The 14,306-nt window shown below is 74.8% G+C and carries 14 protein-coding genes; 10 read left to right on the forward strand and 4 right to left on the reverse strand.

Annotated features, from left to right (window positions below; all coding sequences use genetic code 11):
• The first annotated feature begins 451 nt into the window (after nt 1-451).
• Nucleotides 452-1,273, forward strand: a complete 822-nt coding sequence (locus ACFV0G_RS09425; RefSeq protein ID WP_380544255.1) for a class I SAM-dependent methyltransferase — start codon at nt 452-454, stop codon at nt 1,271-1,273.
• A gap of 195 nt (nt 1,274-1,468) precedes the next feature.
• On the opposite strand, the gene ACFV0G_RS09430 is transcribed toward ACFV0G_RS09425, so the two are convergent.
• Nucleotides 1,469-2,020 carry an O-acetyl-ADP-ribose deacetylase gene (locus ACFV0G_RS09430; protein ID WP_380544258.1) on the reverse strand — a complete coding sequence of 184 codons (552 nt, stop codon included), beginning with the start codon at nt 2,018-2,020 and terminating at the stop codon, nt 1,469-1,471.
• Nucleotides 2,021-2,233: 213 nt separating this feature from the next.
• Here ACFV0G_RS09430 and ACFV0G_RS09435 point away from each other — a divergent pair, with 213 nt between their 5' ends.
• The 4 genes from ACFV0G_RS09435 to ACFV0G_RS09450 all read left to right on the forward strand — a co-directional run bounded on the left by ACFV0G_RS09435 (nt 2,234) and on the right by ACFV0G_RS09450 (nt 6,838).
• On the forward strand, nt 2,234-4,027 hold the full coding sequence (locus ACFV0G_RS09435; RefSeq protein ID WP_380544261.1) for a SpoIIE family protein phosphatase: 1,794 nt from the start codon (nt 2,234-2,236) through the stop codon (nt 4,025-4,027).
• A gap of 537 nt (nt 4,028-4,564) precedes the next feature.
• Nucleotides 4,565-5,227 (forward strand): GPP34 family phosphoprotein, encoded by a 663-nt coding sequence (locus tag ACFV0G_RS09440; RefSeq protein ID WP_380544264.1) that lies wholly within the window; start codon nt 4,565-4,567, stop codon nt 5,225-5,227.
• A gap of 116 nt (nt 5,228-5,343) precedes the next feature.
• Nucleotides 5,344-5,901 (forward strand): DinB family protein, encoded by a 558-nt coding sequence (locus tag ACFV0G_RS09445; RefSeq protein ID WP_380544267.1) that lies wholly within the window; start codon nt 5,344-5,346, stop codon nt 5,899-5,901.
• A 277-nt stretch (nt 5,902-6,178) separates the two neighbouring features.
• Complete coding sequence (locus ACFV0G_RS09450; RefSeq protein WP_380544270.1) at nt 6,179-6,838, forward strand: transglycosylase family protein; 660 nt, start codon at nt 6,179-6,181, stop codon at nt 6,836-6,838.
• 70 nt (nt 6,839-6,908) lie between these two features.
• Here ACFV0G_RS09450 and ACFV0G_RS09455 read toward each other — a convergent pair whose 3' ends face one another.
• The gene (locus ACFV0G_RS09455) at nt 6,909-7,118 is read right to left on the reverse strand and encodes a hypothetical protein (protein ID WP_380544273.1); all 210 of its coding nucleotides are present in this window, start codon (nt 7,116-7,118) and stop codon (nt 6,909-6,911) included.
• 133 nt (nt 7,119-7,251) lie between these two features.
• Between ACFV0G_RS09455 and ACFV0G_RS09460 the strand changes: the two genes are divergently transcribed.
• Nucleotides 7,252-7,416, forward strand: a complete 165-nt coding sequence (locus ACFV0G_RS09460) for a hypothetical protein (RefSeq protein WP_380544276.1) — start codon at nt 7,252-7,254, stop codon at nt 7,414-7,416.
• Between the two features lie 79 nt (nt 7,417-7,495).
• Here ACFV0G_RS09460 and tnpA read toward each other — a convergent pair whose 3' ends face one another.
• Entirely contained in the window at nt 7,496-7,912 is a 417-nt protein-coding gene (gene tnpA / locus ACFV0G_RS09465) for an IS200/IS605 family transposase (RefSeq protein ID WP_380544279.1), read from the reverse strand.
• A gap of 26 nt (nt 7,913-7,938) precedes the next feature.
• On the opposite strand from tnpA, the gene ACFV0G_RS09470 reads away from it, so the two are divergent.
• Nucleotides 7,939-9,177 carry an RNA-guided endonuclease InsQ/TnpB family protein gene (locus ACFV0G_RS09470; protein ID WP_380544304.1) on the forward strand — a complete coding sequence of 413 codons (1,239 nt, stop codon included), beginning with the start codon at nt 7,939-7,941 and terminating at the stop codon, nt 9,175-9,177.
• Nucleotides 9,178-9,253: 76 nt separating this feature from the next.
• On the opposite strand, the gene ACFV0G_RS09475 is transcribed toward ACFV0G_RS09470, so the two are convergent.
• On the reverse strand, nt 9,254-10,204 hold the full coding sequence (locus ACFV0G_RS09475) for a hypothetical protein (protein ID WP_380544282.1): 951 nt from the start codon (nt 10,202-10,204) through the stop codon (nt 9,254-9,256).
• A 434-nt stretch (nt 10,205-10,638) separates the two neighbouring features.
• Between ACFV0G_RS09475 and ACFV0G_RS09480 the strand changes: the two genes are divergently transcribed.
• The 3 genes from ACFV0G_RS09480 to ACFV0G_RS09490 all read left to right on the forward strand — a co-directional run bounded on the left by ACFV0G_RS09480 (nt 10,639) and on the right by ACFV0G_RS09490 (nt 13,927).
• Nucleotides 10,639-11,853: an RNA-guided endonuclease InsQ/TnpB family protein gene (locus tag ACFV0G_RS09480; protein WP_380544285.1), complete on the forward strand. Its 1,215-nt coding sequence runs from the start codon at nt 10,639-10,641 to the stop codon at nt 11,851-11,853.
• A gap of 416 nt (nt 11,854-12,269) precedes the next feature.
• Entirely contained in the window at nt 12,270-12,497 is a 228-nt protein-coding gene (locus ACFV0G_RS09485; protein WP_380544288.1) for a hypothetical protein, read from the forward strand.
• Between the two features lie 428 nt (nt 12,498-12,925).
• On the forward strand, nt 12,926-13,927 hold the full coding sequence (locus ACFV0G_RS09490) for a hypothetical protein (protein WP_380544291.1): 1,002 nt from the start codon (nt 12,926-12,928) through the stop codon (nt 13,925-13,927).
• Nucleotides 13,928-14,306: the final 379 nt, after the last annotated feature.

A 14,306-nucleotide genomic window follows, 5' to 3' on the forward strand; every position in this document is an offset into this window, starting at 1 on the left:
CGGGCGTGAGGCGCGCGGCGCGGGCCGCCCCCCCCCCCCCCCCCCGCCCCGCCGCGCCCCCCCCCCCCCCCCCCGCCCCCCCCCGCCCCCCCCCGCCCCCCCCCGCCCCCGGACGCGGTCCGGTCACGGCGGGCCGTGCGTACGGTGGGCTGCATCACCTGGCTGAAGCCTCCTCGTGCTCCCCGGTCGGCGGGTGCGTCCGGTCCTGCGGGCGGTCGGCGCGCGGCGTCCGTGGGCGGGGACCGCGCGACGGCGAACGTCCGCCCGGAACGGCGGGCTCCGGGCGGACGCACGTCGGGGGTGACAACCAGGGGTCGGCCGACCGGTATTCCCGCCCGCCCCGGTTGCGCCCGACACACCCCGGCCGGGCCGCCGGCGCCGGGATCCACCGGCGCGGCCGCTCCGCCGGGCGGCGGCCGGGCGGGGAGCCGGGCCCGCGTACCCTGCGGACATGGCCGCGTTCGACCCCTCCCCCGCCCGCGGGCCGCGCCCGACCCGTCCGGTCGGGACGGTCACCCGCGGCACCACCAACACCAACCGGCTGCGGCGGATGGACCGGTGGATCACGCACACGCTGGCCCGGCAGCTGCGGGCGGCCGCGGCCCCGCCGGTCGCCGTCGACCTCGGCTACGGCGCCGCGCCGTGGACGGCCGTGGAGCTCGCGGCCCGGCTGCGGGCGGTGCGGCCGGACGTCCGGGTGGTGGGGATCGAGATCGAGCCGGCCCGGGTCGCGGCGGCGCTGCCGTGGGCGGACCCGCCGCTGCTGGAGTTCCGCCGCGGCGGCTTCGAGGTGCCGCTGGACGGCGCGTCCGCGCAGCTCATCCGGGCCGCCAACGTGCTGCGCCAGTACGAGGAGGACGCGGTGACGGCGGTCTGGGAGCGGCTGTGCGCGCGGCTCGCCCCCGACGGGCTGCTGGTCGAGGGGACGTGCGACGAGGTCGGACGGCGGCACGTCTGGGTGGCGCTCGGCCCGGAGGGTCCCCGCACGGTCACCTTCGCGGCCCGGCTGGCCGTCCTGCAGACCCCGTCCGACCTGGCCGAACGGCTTCCGAAGGCGCTGATCCACCACAACGTCCCCGGCCGGCCGGTGCACAGGTTCCTCGGCGACTTCGACCGCGCCTGGGCGGCCGCGGCACCGTACGCGGCCTTCGGCGCGCGGCAGCGCTGGGTCGCGGCCTGCACCGCACTGGCCGGGAGCTGGCCGCTGGTGGACGCCCGCGGCCGGTGGCGGCAGGGCGAGGTCACCGTGGAGTGGGCGGCGCTGGCCCCCTGACCCGGCCCGTTCCCGGCCGGACGGCGGCGGATCCGGGCGGGTCTGCGGCCGGTCCGGGCGGCGGCGCGGCCGGATGCCGTGTGCGGCTCGGCGGATTCACTCGAACGAGTTATCGAATACCTCTGGCGTGTTGACGGGCCGTCACGCCACCATGGATCCCATCGCACGAGTTGCCGAATGCCTCACGAGGCACCGTCAGCTCCTCTGCCCCAGCTCGAGCCTGACCTGTTCGAACATTGCGTACGCATCGGATCCGAAGAGCACGAACCGCACCTCTGCCAGAGCACCAGCCACCTCCTCGTCAGCAACCGTCCCGGTCACGGTCGTGAGGGCGATCCGCGCCGCGTCCTCCAACGGCCAGCCGAAGATCCCGGCCGAGATCGCCGGGAAGGCCACCGTCCGAGCCCCCAGACCCACCGCAACCCGCAGCGATTCCGAGTAGCACGAGGCCAGCAGCGCGGCGCGCTCCGCCCGGTCCTCGACCCGGAACACCGGCCCCACCGTGTGCACCACCCAGCGGGCCGGCAGCCGACCGGCCGTCGTCGCGACGGCCCGGCCGGTCGGCAGACCCTTGCCGTAGTGCGAGGCCCGAAGCCGTCGGCAGTCCTCGAGAATCTCGGGGCCGCCCGCCCGGTGGATCGCCCCGTCGACCCCTCCTCCTCCGAGCAGCGAGGAGTTCGCGGCGTTCACCACCACGTCCACCTGCTGATCCGTGATGTCACCCTCGACCAACGTGATCTGCGTCACCGCCACGACCTCCCGTTCGACCAGTCCCGTACGGCGGCAGGATGCCACCGCGCACCACCGACCGCGTGGCAATAGCCACAGACCTCGCGGTCAGCCAGAGAAATCCCCGGAGATCACGTTATGGTCGCGAGAAGCTCCTCGGCCCGCACTCCCAGGCGGGCACTGCCCACGGACGTCAGCCGTTGGGCAGTCGGGGAAAGGAAGGATCGACCGATGCCCGCAACGGGAGACGGGCGGGCAGCCGCTGCCGCCGGCAGGTTCGGTACCGCCGACGCAGCAGACACCGGACGCCGCCCCGGTGCCGGCCCGGGCACCGCGCAGGGTGCCGCGCAGGGCCCTGCCCAGAGCGGCCACACCGCGGGCGGGCGCCCGGGGGCGCAGCGGTCCAAGGCCCAGCGCACGGCCGCCGAGCAGCGCGAGCGCACCGGTCACACCGACACCCGGGCGGCGGGTTCCGCAGGGCGGCCCGAGCCCGGCCGCGGCCCCGCCCCGATACCGCACCCGCGCACCACGCCAGGTGCCCGGTCCGAGGCGGCCGATCCCGCCCCGTACCGCCTGCTGGTGATCGAGGACGGCGCCGCCTCCGGCACCGAGCTCATCGAGGCCCTGGTCGCGGACAGCGGGGCCCGGGTGGAGCTGCACCGGGCCGACGGGATCGAGCACGCGGCGCAGCTGCTGACCCCGGTGCCGCCGGGTGCGCGCCGCAGCCGGCCCCGGCCGGTCGACTTCAACTGCGTGCTGCTCGACCTCGCAGTGCCGTTCCGGCCGTCGCACGGCGACGGCGGGCCCGAGGCTGCGGCCCCGGCCGCGGACGACGCCGCCGCACCCGCCGGTCCCGCCGGTCCCGCGGACGCGGGCCACCCCGACGCGGGCACCACCGCATCGGCGGCCCCTGCCGACGCGCACCGACCCGATCCCGCGAGCGGGGCGGAGGGCCCGGCCATTGCCGACGGGCTGGACGGGCTGCGCGAGCTGCGCCGCCGGGCCCCGCACGTCGCGGTGATCGTGCTGACCGACGCCTCCGTCCCGGAGCTCGGCGCGGCCGCGGTGGCCGCGGGCGCCCAGGACTTCCTGGTCAGGCACGAGACGGACGGCCCGCTGCTGGCCCGCGCCCTGCGCTACGCGGTCGAGCGCAAGCGGGCCGACGAGTCGCACCGCCGCCTCGTCGAGGCCGAGCTGCGCGGCCAGGAGAACGCCCGGCTCCAGCGCCACCTGCTCCCCACCCCGCTGCTGGACGGCGCCGGGCTGGCCTTCACCCGCCGCTACCGGCCCGGCCGGCGCCGGGCCCTGCTCGGCGGCGACTTCTACGACGCGGTCCGCACGGACGACGGCACCGTCCACGTGGTGATCGGCGACGTCTGCGGGCACGGCCCCGACGAGGCCGCCCTGGGCGTCGCGCTGCGGATAGCGTGGCGCACCCTGGTCTTCGCCGGACTCACCGGCCAGGAGCTGCTCACCACCCTTCAGCACGTCCTGGAGCACGAGCGCCGCAGCGACGAGATCTTCGCGACGCTCTGCATGCTCGTCCTGGCGCCCGGCGGGGCGGCCGGCACCGGCCACTCCGCGGGCCGGGCGGCCCGGGGCCGTGCGGAGCAGGTCGAGCACGCCCGGCTGTTCCTCGCCGGTCACCCCGCGCCGCTGCTGCTCGGCTCGGGCGGGCCGCCGGAGCTGCTGCCCGCCGAGCGGACGGGTCCGGCCCTCGGGCTGCTGCCCTGCACGGACGGCCTGGCGGTCTGGCCCGCCCAGGAGCTGGAGCTGCGCCCGGGGTGGAGCATCATGCTCTACACCGACGGGCTGGTCGAGGGCCGGGTGGGCGCCGGATCCCGCCGGCTGGGCCAGGACGGTCTGATCGACCTGATCGCCGACCACCAGGCCGGCGGGCTGACCCGCGGCCGCCTGGTCGACAGCGCCCTGGCCGAGGTCGAGGAGCTCAACGGCGGTGCGTTGACCGACGACGTCGCCGTGCTGCTCCTGGAGCGCAACCCCGTCCCCGCCCTGATGGGCTGACGGGCCCGCACCGGACACGCAGGAGGGGGGGGGGCCCGGCGGGGGGCGGGGGGGGCCCCCGGGGCCCCCGCCCCGGGGGGCGGCGCCCCGGCTCCGGCGCGTGGACACCGATGAGGTGTCCGGCCCCCTGCCCGGACGTGCGCGCCCCTCGGAGGCGAGGATCGCCTCGGTGGGGAGCAGCGCCTCGGCGGGGAGCAGCGCCTCGGTGGGGAGCAGCGCGGCGCCGCGGATGCGGGGACGTGGGGGCGGGGTGGGGGGCGTCGGCGGGGCCGTAGGCGTGCGAGACGCGGGCCCGGGGGTGGGCGTCGAGGCCGGCGAGGGCATCGGCGGGGTCCATGGGCGTGAGCGTCGCAGCCGGGTCCGACAGGACGGTCGGGGGCCGGCGGCGAGCGGCCGGGGACGGCCCGGTGCGTCCCCCGTGCCGATCGCGGTGGGACCGGGGGATGACGGGGGTCGGGCGGGTCCTCCCGTGGGTGGAGAGGGGGTTGGTCCTGCGGGGCGACGGCGGGCGCGAGGGTGCGCCGTATCGTCGGTGGCATGAGCCGAGGACTGCATCTGGCCGCCTATCTGATGGCTTTCGACACCCGGGCGCAGGTGTTGCAGGACCGCACCCGGGCCGGGTACCTGGTGCGGGCGGCCGCGCTGGCGGAGCTGGCGCGCCGGGGTGTGTGCGTCGAGGACGGCGCGGGCCGGGTGCAGGTCGTCCCCGCCGGCCCCGGCGGCCCCGCGGGGGACCGTGTGCTGGACGCGCTGCTCGCCGAGGTGGGTGAGCGGCCCCGTTCCTGGAAGGCGTGGATCCGGCGCGGTCGTGACGACACCTTGGAGGCCGTGGAGGAGCGGCTCACGGTGCTCGGGGTCGTGACCATGGCCGACCGCGACCCCCACGGCCCGGTGACGCCGTTCCGGGCGGTGGCGATGGCCGATCCGCGTGAGGCCCTGGACCTCCAGGTGCGGGTGGCCGAGCTCGTGCGCGGCGCTGCGCCGGTCGGCGGGGCGTCGTTCGACGATGCGGTGCTGGCGGCGCTGGCCGCGCACGGGCATCTGCGGCTGGTGCTCTCGCGCCGGGACCGCCGGACCCACGCCGGGCGGGTCACGGCGTTCACCGGCCGGCTCGCCGAGCGGGCCCCGGGTCTGGCCCGGGCGGTGGCCGGCCTGAATCTGACGATGGTGGCCGGTCAGGGCGGCATGGGCGGAAGTTGAGCGGCCGGACGCGGACACCCGCGGCCCCGCCGCCGCCATTGAGGACAGGAACTGACCGCAATGGTCTCTAGCGTGGTGCCTGACCGACGGAGCCGAAACGACTGAAGGCGGACACCTTGACCGAGACCCGGACCATCGACGAGCCGACCGCCGCCGCGCCCGCCCCGACCGGCGAGCGGGCCGATCTGCTGGTCGCGCTGGCCAAGCAGCGGCACTTCCTGCGGTTCACCACCCGCGACCTCACCGACGAGCAGGCCGGGCTGCGGACCACGGCCGGCGAACTGTGCCTGGGCGGCCTGATCAAGCACGTCGCCTCGGTGGAGCGGACCTGGGCGGCGTTCATCCTGGAGGGCCCGTCGGCGATGCCCGACTTCGCGTCCTGGACCGAGGCCGATTTCGCCCGGCGGGCCGATGAGTTCCGCATGCTGCCCGGTGAGACGCTCGCCGGCGTGCTGGCCGACTACGAGGAGGTCGCCGCCCGCACCGACGCCCTGGTCACCGAACTCCCGGACCTGGACGCCGCCCATCCGCTGCCGAACGCCCCCTGGTTCCCGACCGACGAGAAGTGGTCGGCGCGCCGGGTACTGCTGCACATCGTCGCCGAGACGGCGCAGCACGCCGGCCACGCCGACATCATCCGCGAGTCCCTCGACGGCGCCAAGAGCATGGGCTGAGCGCCGCGGTCGCCGGGCCGGTGCGGCCCGGCGGCGGGCGGTCCGGGACGTGGCGGCAGCGGGGCCGGCAAACGCGCGGGCCCGTGGCGGCGGGGCCGGCGGGCTGTCCCGGGCCGGTGGTGGCGGCGGGTGCGCCCGGGTGGCGTCGCACGGCCGGGCGGGTGACCCGGCCGGGGTGTCGGCCCGCCGCGGCCGGCGGGATGTGCGATCGCTGGAAGGGCGGTGCCCCGGGGCGCCGGCCGCCCGACCGCCGACCACTCGGGAGTGAGTACCCGCCATGTCGATCACCCACCGGATCCTGCAGTTACTCCTCGCGCTCGCCTGCGCCACCGGCCTGTGGAGCGCCACCACCGCCCCCGGCCACGCCGCCGCCGGCCACGCCGCCGTCGTCGTCGCCGGCCCGGCGGCCGGCGGACCGGGCGTCGACTGGGACCGGATCGCGGCGTGCGAGAGCGGCGGCCGCTGGCAGGCCGACACCGGCAACGGCTACTACGGCGGGCTGCAGTTCGACCGGGCGACCTGGCGCGCCAACGGCGGCACCGCGTACGCGCCGCGGCCCGACCTCGCCACCCGCGACCAGCAGATCGCGGTCGCCGAACGCCTCGCCGCGCGGCGCGGCCTCGCCCCCTGGCCCGCCTGCGGCGCCCGCGCCGGCCGCACGGCCGGTGCACACGCCGTACCCGCGCCGCGGCCCGCCCGGCAACCGGCCGCCACAGGCGACCGGGCCGAAGACGACCGGGCCGTGGCCGCCGACCCCGCGGACGCCGCCACGGTGGACGCCGCCACCGTCGTGGTGCAGGACGACGACACCCTCGCCGGGATCGCCCAGGCGCTGCAGGTCCCCGGCGACTGGCCCGCCCTCTACGAGGCCAACCGCGACACCATCGGCGACAACCCCGACCTCATCCTCCCCGGGCAGGTCCTCCGGCTCCCCTGACCCGGTACGCGAAGGGCCGGGTACGGCAAGGGCGCCGCTGCGCCGGCTGCCGTTCGGGCCGGTGTGCGGGTCAGGTGCCGGGACGGGCGTCCCAGACGATCCGCTGGACGGCCGAGGCCGACACCCACATCTCTCCCCCGCTGTCGGTGCGCACCCGCACCCACCGGCCCGTCACCTGCACCTGCCCGGTCACGTGTGCCGCCGCGGTCTCGATCCCCGCGACCGATCCCGGCCGGCAGTGCACCACCGCCGGGGCCCACCTCTTCTTCTTGCTGCCCATGTCCACCAGCCTGGCGGCCGGCGCGAGCGGCCACCACCGCACCACGGCCGTTCCGCAGTACCCCATGCCGTGCCCGGCGGGCCCGGCCGGGCAGGACCGGGCGGGGCCGGGCGGATCGCGCTAGTCTCCTGCGATGACTCGGACCGGCCGGTATCGGTGGCGCACCCGGCTGCGCAGGCAGCTGCCCTGGTTCCTCGTCGAGCGCGGACTCGCCGGCAAGGGGACCCAGGACTGCGGGGACCACGAGTGGTACAACCACGACGGCGTGGTGGCCCACTGCTACCGGGACTATTCGTAGTGCATCGGGCTTCAGCCCGGTGGTGAAGCGAATCCTTGGCCCGGAGGCGTGGAGCGCCGGAGTGCGCTTCGTGCAGGTTCTAGGCCGGGCGGTTCTGCTGCTCGATGTACTGGCGGAGCACGCTGAGCGGCGCTCCGCCGACGGAGCCGGCGAAGTATGAGCCGGACCACAGTTTCTGTGCGCGCCAGTAGTGGCGGACCAGCTCGGGGAACTCCTGGCGCATCCGGCGTGAGGACACGCCCTTGAGGGAGTTGACCAGCTTGGACAGGGCGACCTTCGGGGGGAAGTTCACCAACAGGTGGACGTGGTTGTTCTCGCCGTTGAACTCGACGATCTCGCACTCGAAGTCCTCTGCGACCGCCCGCATGATCTCCTCCATGCGCTTGAGGTGGACGTCGGTGAACACCTTGTGCCGGAACTTCGTCACGAAAACCAAGTGCGCGTGAAGCACGAACACACAGTGCCTGCCGGTACGGATCTCCTGATACTCAGCCATAAACCAACGGTAGTACCATGCTGATCGTGCAGCTTCGGTACAGCTTCCGCCTATACCCGACGTATAGTCAGCGTTCCTCTCTGGCCCGGGCGTTCGGGTGCGCCCGTGTCGTCTTCAACGATGCCCTCCGGGCACGTGAGGACGCGCGGGCGGCCGGGCTGCCGTTCCCGAAGGCAGCCGAGCTGTCCAGGCGGCTGACGGAGGCGAAGAAGACCCCGGGACGGGCCTGGTTGGGTGACGTGTCGGCAGTGGTGCTGCAACAGTCGCTCAGGGACCTGGAGACCGCGTACGGCAACTTCTTCGCCTCCCTCAAGGGCACCCGCAAGGGTCCGAAGGTCAAGCCGCCCCGGTTCAAGTCCCGCAAGGACAACCGGCAGGCGGTGCGGTTCACCGCGAACGCCCGGTGGTCGATCACGCCGGGCGGCAAGCTGAACCTGCCGAAGATCGGCCCCGTGCCGGTCAAGTGGTCCCGTGCGCTGCCGTCCACCCCGTCCACCGTGACCGTCATCAAGGACGCCGCCGAAAGGTACTTCGCGAGCTTCGTCGTGGAGACCGACCCCGACCCGTTGCCCGAGACGGACACGGCCGTGGGTATCGACCTGGGGATGACCCACTTCGCGGTCCTGTCCGACGGCCGGAAGATCGATTCACCGAAGTTCCTGCGCCGCGCCGAGAAGAAGCTCAAGCGCGCTCAGCAGGCCCTGTCCCGCAAGGCCAAGGGCAGCAACAACCGCGACAAGGCCAGGGTCAAGGTCGCACGGGCTCACGCTCGCGTGGCCGACGCCCGGCGCGACTTCCACCACCAGCTCTCCAGCACCCTCGTGCGCGAAAACCAAGCGCTCGCGGTCGAGACACTGGCGGTCAAGGGACTTGCCCGGACCCGCCTCGCCAAGTCGGTGCACGACGCCGGATGGTCCGCGTTCCTGAACATGCTGGAGTACAAGGCCGGCCGCGCGGGACGCGAACTGATCCGGATCGGCCGGTTCGAGCCGACCAGCCAGGTCTGCTCGCACTGCGGGACCAAGGACGGCCCCAAGCCCCTGCACGTCCGCGAGTGGACCTGTGGGGACTGCGGGACCGTCCACGACCGGGACATCAACGCCGCCCGGAACATCGCCAAGGCCGCAGGACTTGCGGACTCAGCCTGTGGAGCGCAGGTAAGACCGGGACTCGTCCCGGCACCGCGCCGTGAAGCAGGAACCCACCCGGACGCCGCGCCATCCGCGCGCAGCGTGGAGGGAATCACCGGCCTTCAGGCCGGTTGAGGAAGTCAACACTGCGCGGCGGGCGAACGGCCCTGGCCCGCATAGCGCCGGCGGTGCCGTCCCCCGGCGATGGGGCTCAGGCGAGGTGCTGGTCGAGAGCCATCCGCAGCAGCGCCAGGGCGTAGCGGGCGTCCGGGGAGAGCCAGGGCCGGCCGTCGGCGGCGTCCGTGACGAGGCGGCCGTCGATGTAGGTGCCCCAGGCGTCGCCGAGGGCGGCGACCCAGCCGGCGGTCCCGCCGTCGGGCCGCCGCGCCAGGAGCACGCTCGGGTCGTGGTCCCATCCGTCGACCAGCAGGGCGTTGTCCCCGTCCCCGGCGCTCCAGGTGCCGGTCGGGGCGCCCAGGCCGCGGGCGGTCGGCGGGTGCGAGGTGCGTTCGGCGTCGAGTGCCAGGCGCAGTGCGGCCGGGTCCGCCGCGGTGTCGGGGGTCGGGTCCAGGGGGCGCGCGGTGTCCGGGGACGGCAACGGCACGGCGGGGGTGGGGCCGTGGCGCAGCGGGCGGCGCTGTGCGGGGGCGGGGGCGGGGGTTTCGACGCGCGGGGGAACGGGCCCCGGGCCTGTCGGGGTGGCGGTGGCGCGGGGGTCGGGTTCGTCGCGCGGTGGTGCGGGCGGGTCCGCCGGGGGGCGGGCGGGGCCTGATTCGACGCGCGGCGCTTCGGCGGCGGTGGGGGTGGGGGTAGTGGGTCGGGTCGGGTGGTCGGTGAGCGTTTGGTGGCGCAGGTCGTGGGCGGTACGCAGCAGGTGCTGGGTGGTGGAGGTGATGCTGAGGTGGAGGAGTTCCAGGGCGCGGGTGCCGTGCGGGTCCGGGCTGTCGGGCCGGTGGGCGTCCTGCAAGTTCTGCAGGTAGCGGGCGACGGCGCGCTGGAGGGCCGCGGCGAGGTCGAGCAGGCGCTGCGCGTCGGCGGGGGTGGGGGTGCCGTCGGGGGTGTCGGTGCGTGAGGCGATGAGGGCGTCCGCCACCGCGGCCTGCTGGCCGTGTGCGCGGCGGCGGCGGTAGGCCTTCGACGAGCAGGAGCGGGAGCAGTACACGGGCCTGCGGCCCGGGCCGCAGGCCCGCAGGGCGGCGCCGCACTCCGGGCATGACGCCGTCTCGGGCAGGGCCCCAGATCCCCGCGCGTCGATACCGCCGGATGCCCTGGATCCCCGCGCGTCGAAACCCTCGTCCATCTCCTTATCTTCGCAGGAAGTCCCGGCCCTCACTGATCGCATCCAGTCCGTCGGTCGGCTCCGCGCCGCCGCTGAACGCGCCATCGCCCATCTGAAGGACTGGAAGATCCTCGCCGCCCGCTACCGCGGACCACTCGGCCGCCTTCCCGTCATCGTCACGACCTTCACCGCCTCGCCTTCCACACGAACACCTGGTCAACGGCGTGAACAACCCTGCGGGGTCCGGCTCCCCGGGGTGGTGACATTCGCCAAAGGTATGGTGATGAGGCGAACTCAGCCGGAGGGAGGTGGGCCGGTTGATCCGTGCGTACACGTTCCTCATGCGGCCCACCGTGGGCCAGCGGCAGGCGCTGACCGAGATGCTGAGGGATCACTGCTCGCTCTACAACGGGGCCTTGCAGGAGCGCCGGGACGCCTACCGGCACGTCTCCGTGACGACGGTCCGCTACGGTGACCAGTCGGCGCAGCTGAAGGAGATCCGGGCGTTCGATCCGGAGTGTCAGGGCCGCTGGTCGTTCAGCTCGCAGCAGGCCACCTTGCGCCGTCTCGACAAGGCGTTCGCGGCGTTCTTCCGCCGCGTCAGGGCCGGCGAGAAGCCCGGCTATCCGCGGTTTCGGGGCGTGAACCGGTTCGACACGGTGGAGTTCCCGAAGGACGGCGACGGCTGCCGGTGGGACTCCACCCCGCAGGACCCGGTGACCCGCGTCCGTTTCCAGGGCGTCGGGCACGTGAAGGTCAACCGGCACCGTCGGGTGGTAGGCACGGTCAAGACCGTCTCGGTCAAGCGGGAGGGCAAGCGCTGGTACGTGGTGCTGACCGTCGAGCAGGGCGAGCCCGAGCCGCTGCCCGCGACCGGCAGCGTGGTCGGTATCGACATGGGCATCGCCGATTTCCTCGCCGACTCCGACGGCGGGTTCGTGTCCAACCCGCGCCACGGCCGCACGGCGGCCGCGAAGCTCGCGGACGCACAGCGGGCCCTCGCCCGGTTCCCGCGCCGCAAGGCCGAGGGCCGGACCGCCAGCCACCGGCGGGCGGCCGAGAGGGTTGCCGATCTGCACCGCAAGGTCCGCCGTCAGCGCCTCGACCATGCCCACAAGACCGCACTCGACCTGGTCCGTGCGCGCGACCTCATCGCGCACGAGGACCTCGTGATCCGCAATATGGTCAAGGCCCCGGCGCCGAGGCCCGACCCCGACCGGCCTGGCGGCTTCCTGCCCAACGGCGCTGCCGCGAAGGCCGGACTCAATCGTTCGATCTCGGATGCCGGATGGGGGGTGTTCCTGACGATCCTGCACGCCAAGGCTGAGAGCGCCGGACGGGAAGTGATCGCCGTGGACCCCCGCAACACCTCCCGCACCTGCCCGAAGTGCGGGTACGTCGCAGCGGAGAACCGGCCCGTACGGGACATCTTCCACTGCGTCGGCTGCGGCCACACCGCGCACGCCGACACGGTGGCAGCCGTCAACGTTCTACGGGCCGGGCTGGCCCGTCGCAACGCCCAAGCGGCGTAACGAGAAGCCCCGGCGTTCCACGCCAGGGAGGAGTCACAACGGGGCACGGTAGCAACAGAAGCCGACCCGGCCTGTTGACCGGCGCCGCATGCAGCCGCCTGCTTCACCCCACGTAGTACGCAACGGTTGCTGTCGGTGAATCCCGGCGGTGCGGCGGAAGTGTTGCGCAGCGCCCCCTGGAGGGCAGGCCCGATCCTCGGGGGGGGTGGGTCGGGGCGGGGCGGGGGTTGGCCGGTTCGGTGCGCAGCACGCGGTGCCCGGCGGCGGACGCTGCCCGAGAGCCGGCCTCCTGCGGACCGGCCTCCCACGGGTCCAGGACGCTCGGCCAGGCCGACGCCACCGGCAGGGAATACCCCCCTCCCGTCCGAGCGGCCAGGGCGTACGCTCCATCACTACCGTCGCCCTGGAGGTGCGCAGTGTCCGAGCCCGATCCCACCGAGGTCGAATCCCTGTGGACCACCGAGCGTGACCAGTTCGAGCTGTGGCGGCTCAGTGGCGGCCGTTACCTGCCGATGCGGAAGGGCGATCCGCCCATGGCTCAGCTGATCTGCGACGACGGCCTCCACGAGCCGGTCGTCGAGAGGATGGTCGAGGCCGGGGTCGAGATCGTGGATCCCAGGAACCGGTCGGCGGAGAACGGCTGACCACACCCCGCGGACGCCAAGGGCGGCGGGCACCGGCGGCAGACCAGGGCCGCAGGCCACGCCCGGTGCAGGATGTCCGCATTCGGCCCGGTCGACAGCGCCCTGACGACATGACTCCAGCTCGGACGCGGCGTGCACAGGCACCGCGGGTTCCCGAACGGGCCCGGGCGATCCGCTCGGCTTCGGCCATCGGGACTCCCCCAGGGCTCCCCCACCCCGCGCGGAACCGGCCGTGCGCCCGGTACGGACAGCATCCTCGGGGCGGGACGGGCAAGCGGGCGGCGAGGCTGCGGGACGGGACAAGCCGGCCGGCGGGCGTGCGGGCGGGCGGCGAGGCTGCGGGACGGGACAAGCCGGCCGGCGGGCGTGCGGGCGGGCGGCGAGGCTGCGGGGCGGCGGTAGCGTGACTCCCCATGCTTGCGCGATTGATGAACATGATCAGCCTGCCCTCCGACGTGGGGCTCGTTCGGCGGCTGGCCCACGGCGGCTGGTGGGTGACGTGCCAGGACGAACCGCAACAGGCAGTCGTCCTCGACCGCCGGCTCCAGGAAGTCCGCCGGGTATGCGTGCCTCCGTCGCCGGGCACCGCCGCCTACGTTGTTTCTCCGGACGGCAGTCTGCTGGCTGCCTCCGGTGAGGACAGCGTCCGGGTGTCCGGTGTGGATGTCGGCTGGAGCCGGGAGCACGGCTCGTGGAGCGACTTCCCTCCAGGGCTCGGTGCCTGCGCGTTCTCACTCGACGGCGCCGAACTGTGGGCCACCGTGCGGCCGGGCGACCCGGACGGGGAGTGGGACGAGCCGGACGCAGGCGGGGGCGAAGACCTCGACGAGGCGCAGGACGAGGGAGGCTGGGGCGACGAGTGCTGGGTCCTTGACGCCGTGACGGGAGAGGTACTCGGCCGCACGTCCGTGGACAGCGAGATGTCGTACTCGCACCTGCTGGCCCACCCCGATGGCCGCCACGTCGCAGTCGTGGTGAGCGAGGGGCAGGACGGGAGCTTCGGACACTGGGTGCGCCGCGACGGGAACCACCTGGTCAAGACCCCCACCGACCTGCTGGGCCGCCGCGACCGGTCGCCGGTGGCCGTCGCCCCCGACGGCCGGCACTATCTCAATCAGGGCTGGACCACCCTGTCCACCCACTCCTTCCCGAGCGCGGAACTCATCGCCGAGCGCCGGGCCGCCGAAGTCCTGTCCCAGGGAAGGCCCTGGAACTACGTCTTCGGCTACTACGACGCGTCCACCGTGCTGGCCACGCTCACGGACAACGGCCGGGCCGCCTCCACGGTGGCGCTCCGGGCGCCGTCCCTCGAACCGCTGGGCGAGGTCGAGTACCCCGTTGCGACCCGGCCCCGGGCCGTTGTCTGCGCAGGCGACGGCAGCTGGCTCACCGTCGAAGGAACCGACGTGGCACGCTGGTCCCTCGGATAACGGCGCGAGCGCCGCACCCGGGCGGCACCGGCGGCACGGGCAGGACAGCCGGAGCACCGGCCGGCACCCGTCCCTGGGGCCGGCACCGGCAGACGCTGCGCGAGCGAGTGCCGCCGGCCCGGACACCCCCCGCAGGGAGCAGCACCCCCGTGCGCCCGGAGGGACCGGGAGTCGCGCGGGAAAGGGCCGCCGGCCCGGCACGGACCACCTGCCCCGGCACCGGTGGGGAGTGTCGGCAACAGCACCCGGGGCGCCGACGGCCGTGCCTCCATCACGCCGTACGCCGGACGGCTACCTCTACGGCGGGAGACGGCTCCGTCGAACGGGTGTTCGGTTGTGCGGGGGTGAGGGGGTGCGGGGGTTCGGGTGTGCGGGTGTG

The sequence above is a fragment of the Kitasatospora sp. NPDC059571 genome, from assembly GCF_042735675.1.
Lineage (GTDB): Bacteria > Actinomycetota > Actinomycetes > Streptomycetales > Streptomycetaceae > Kitasatospora.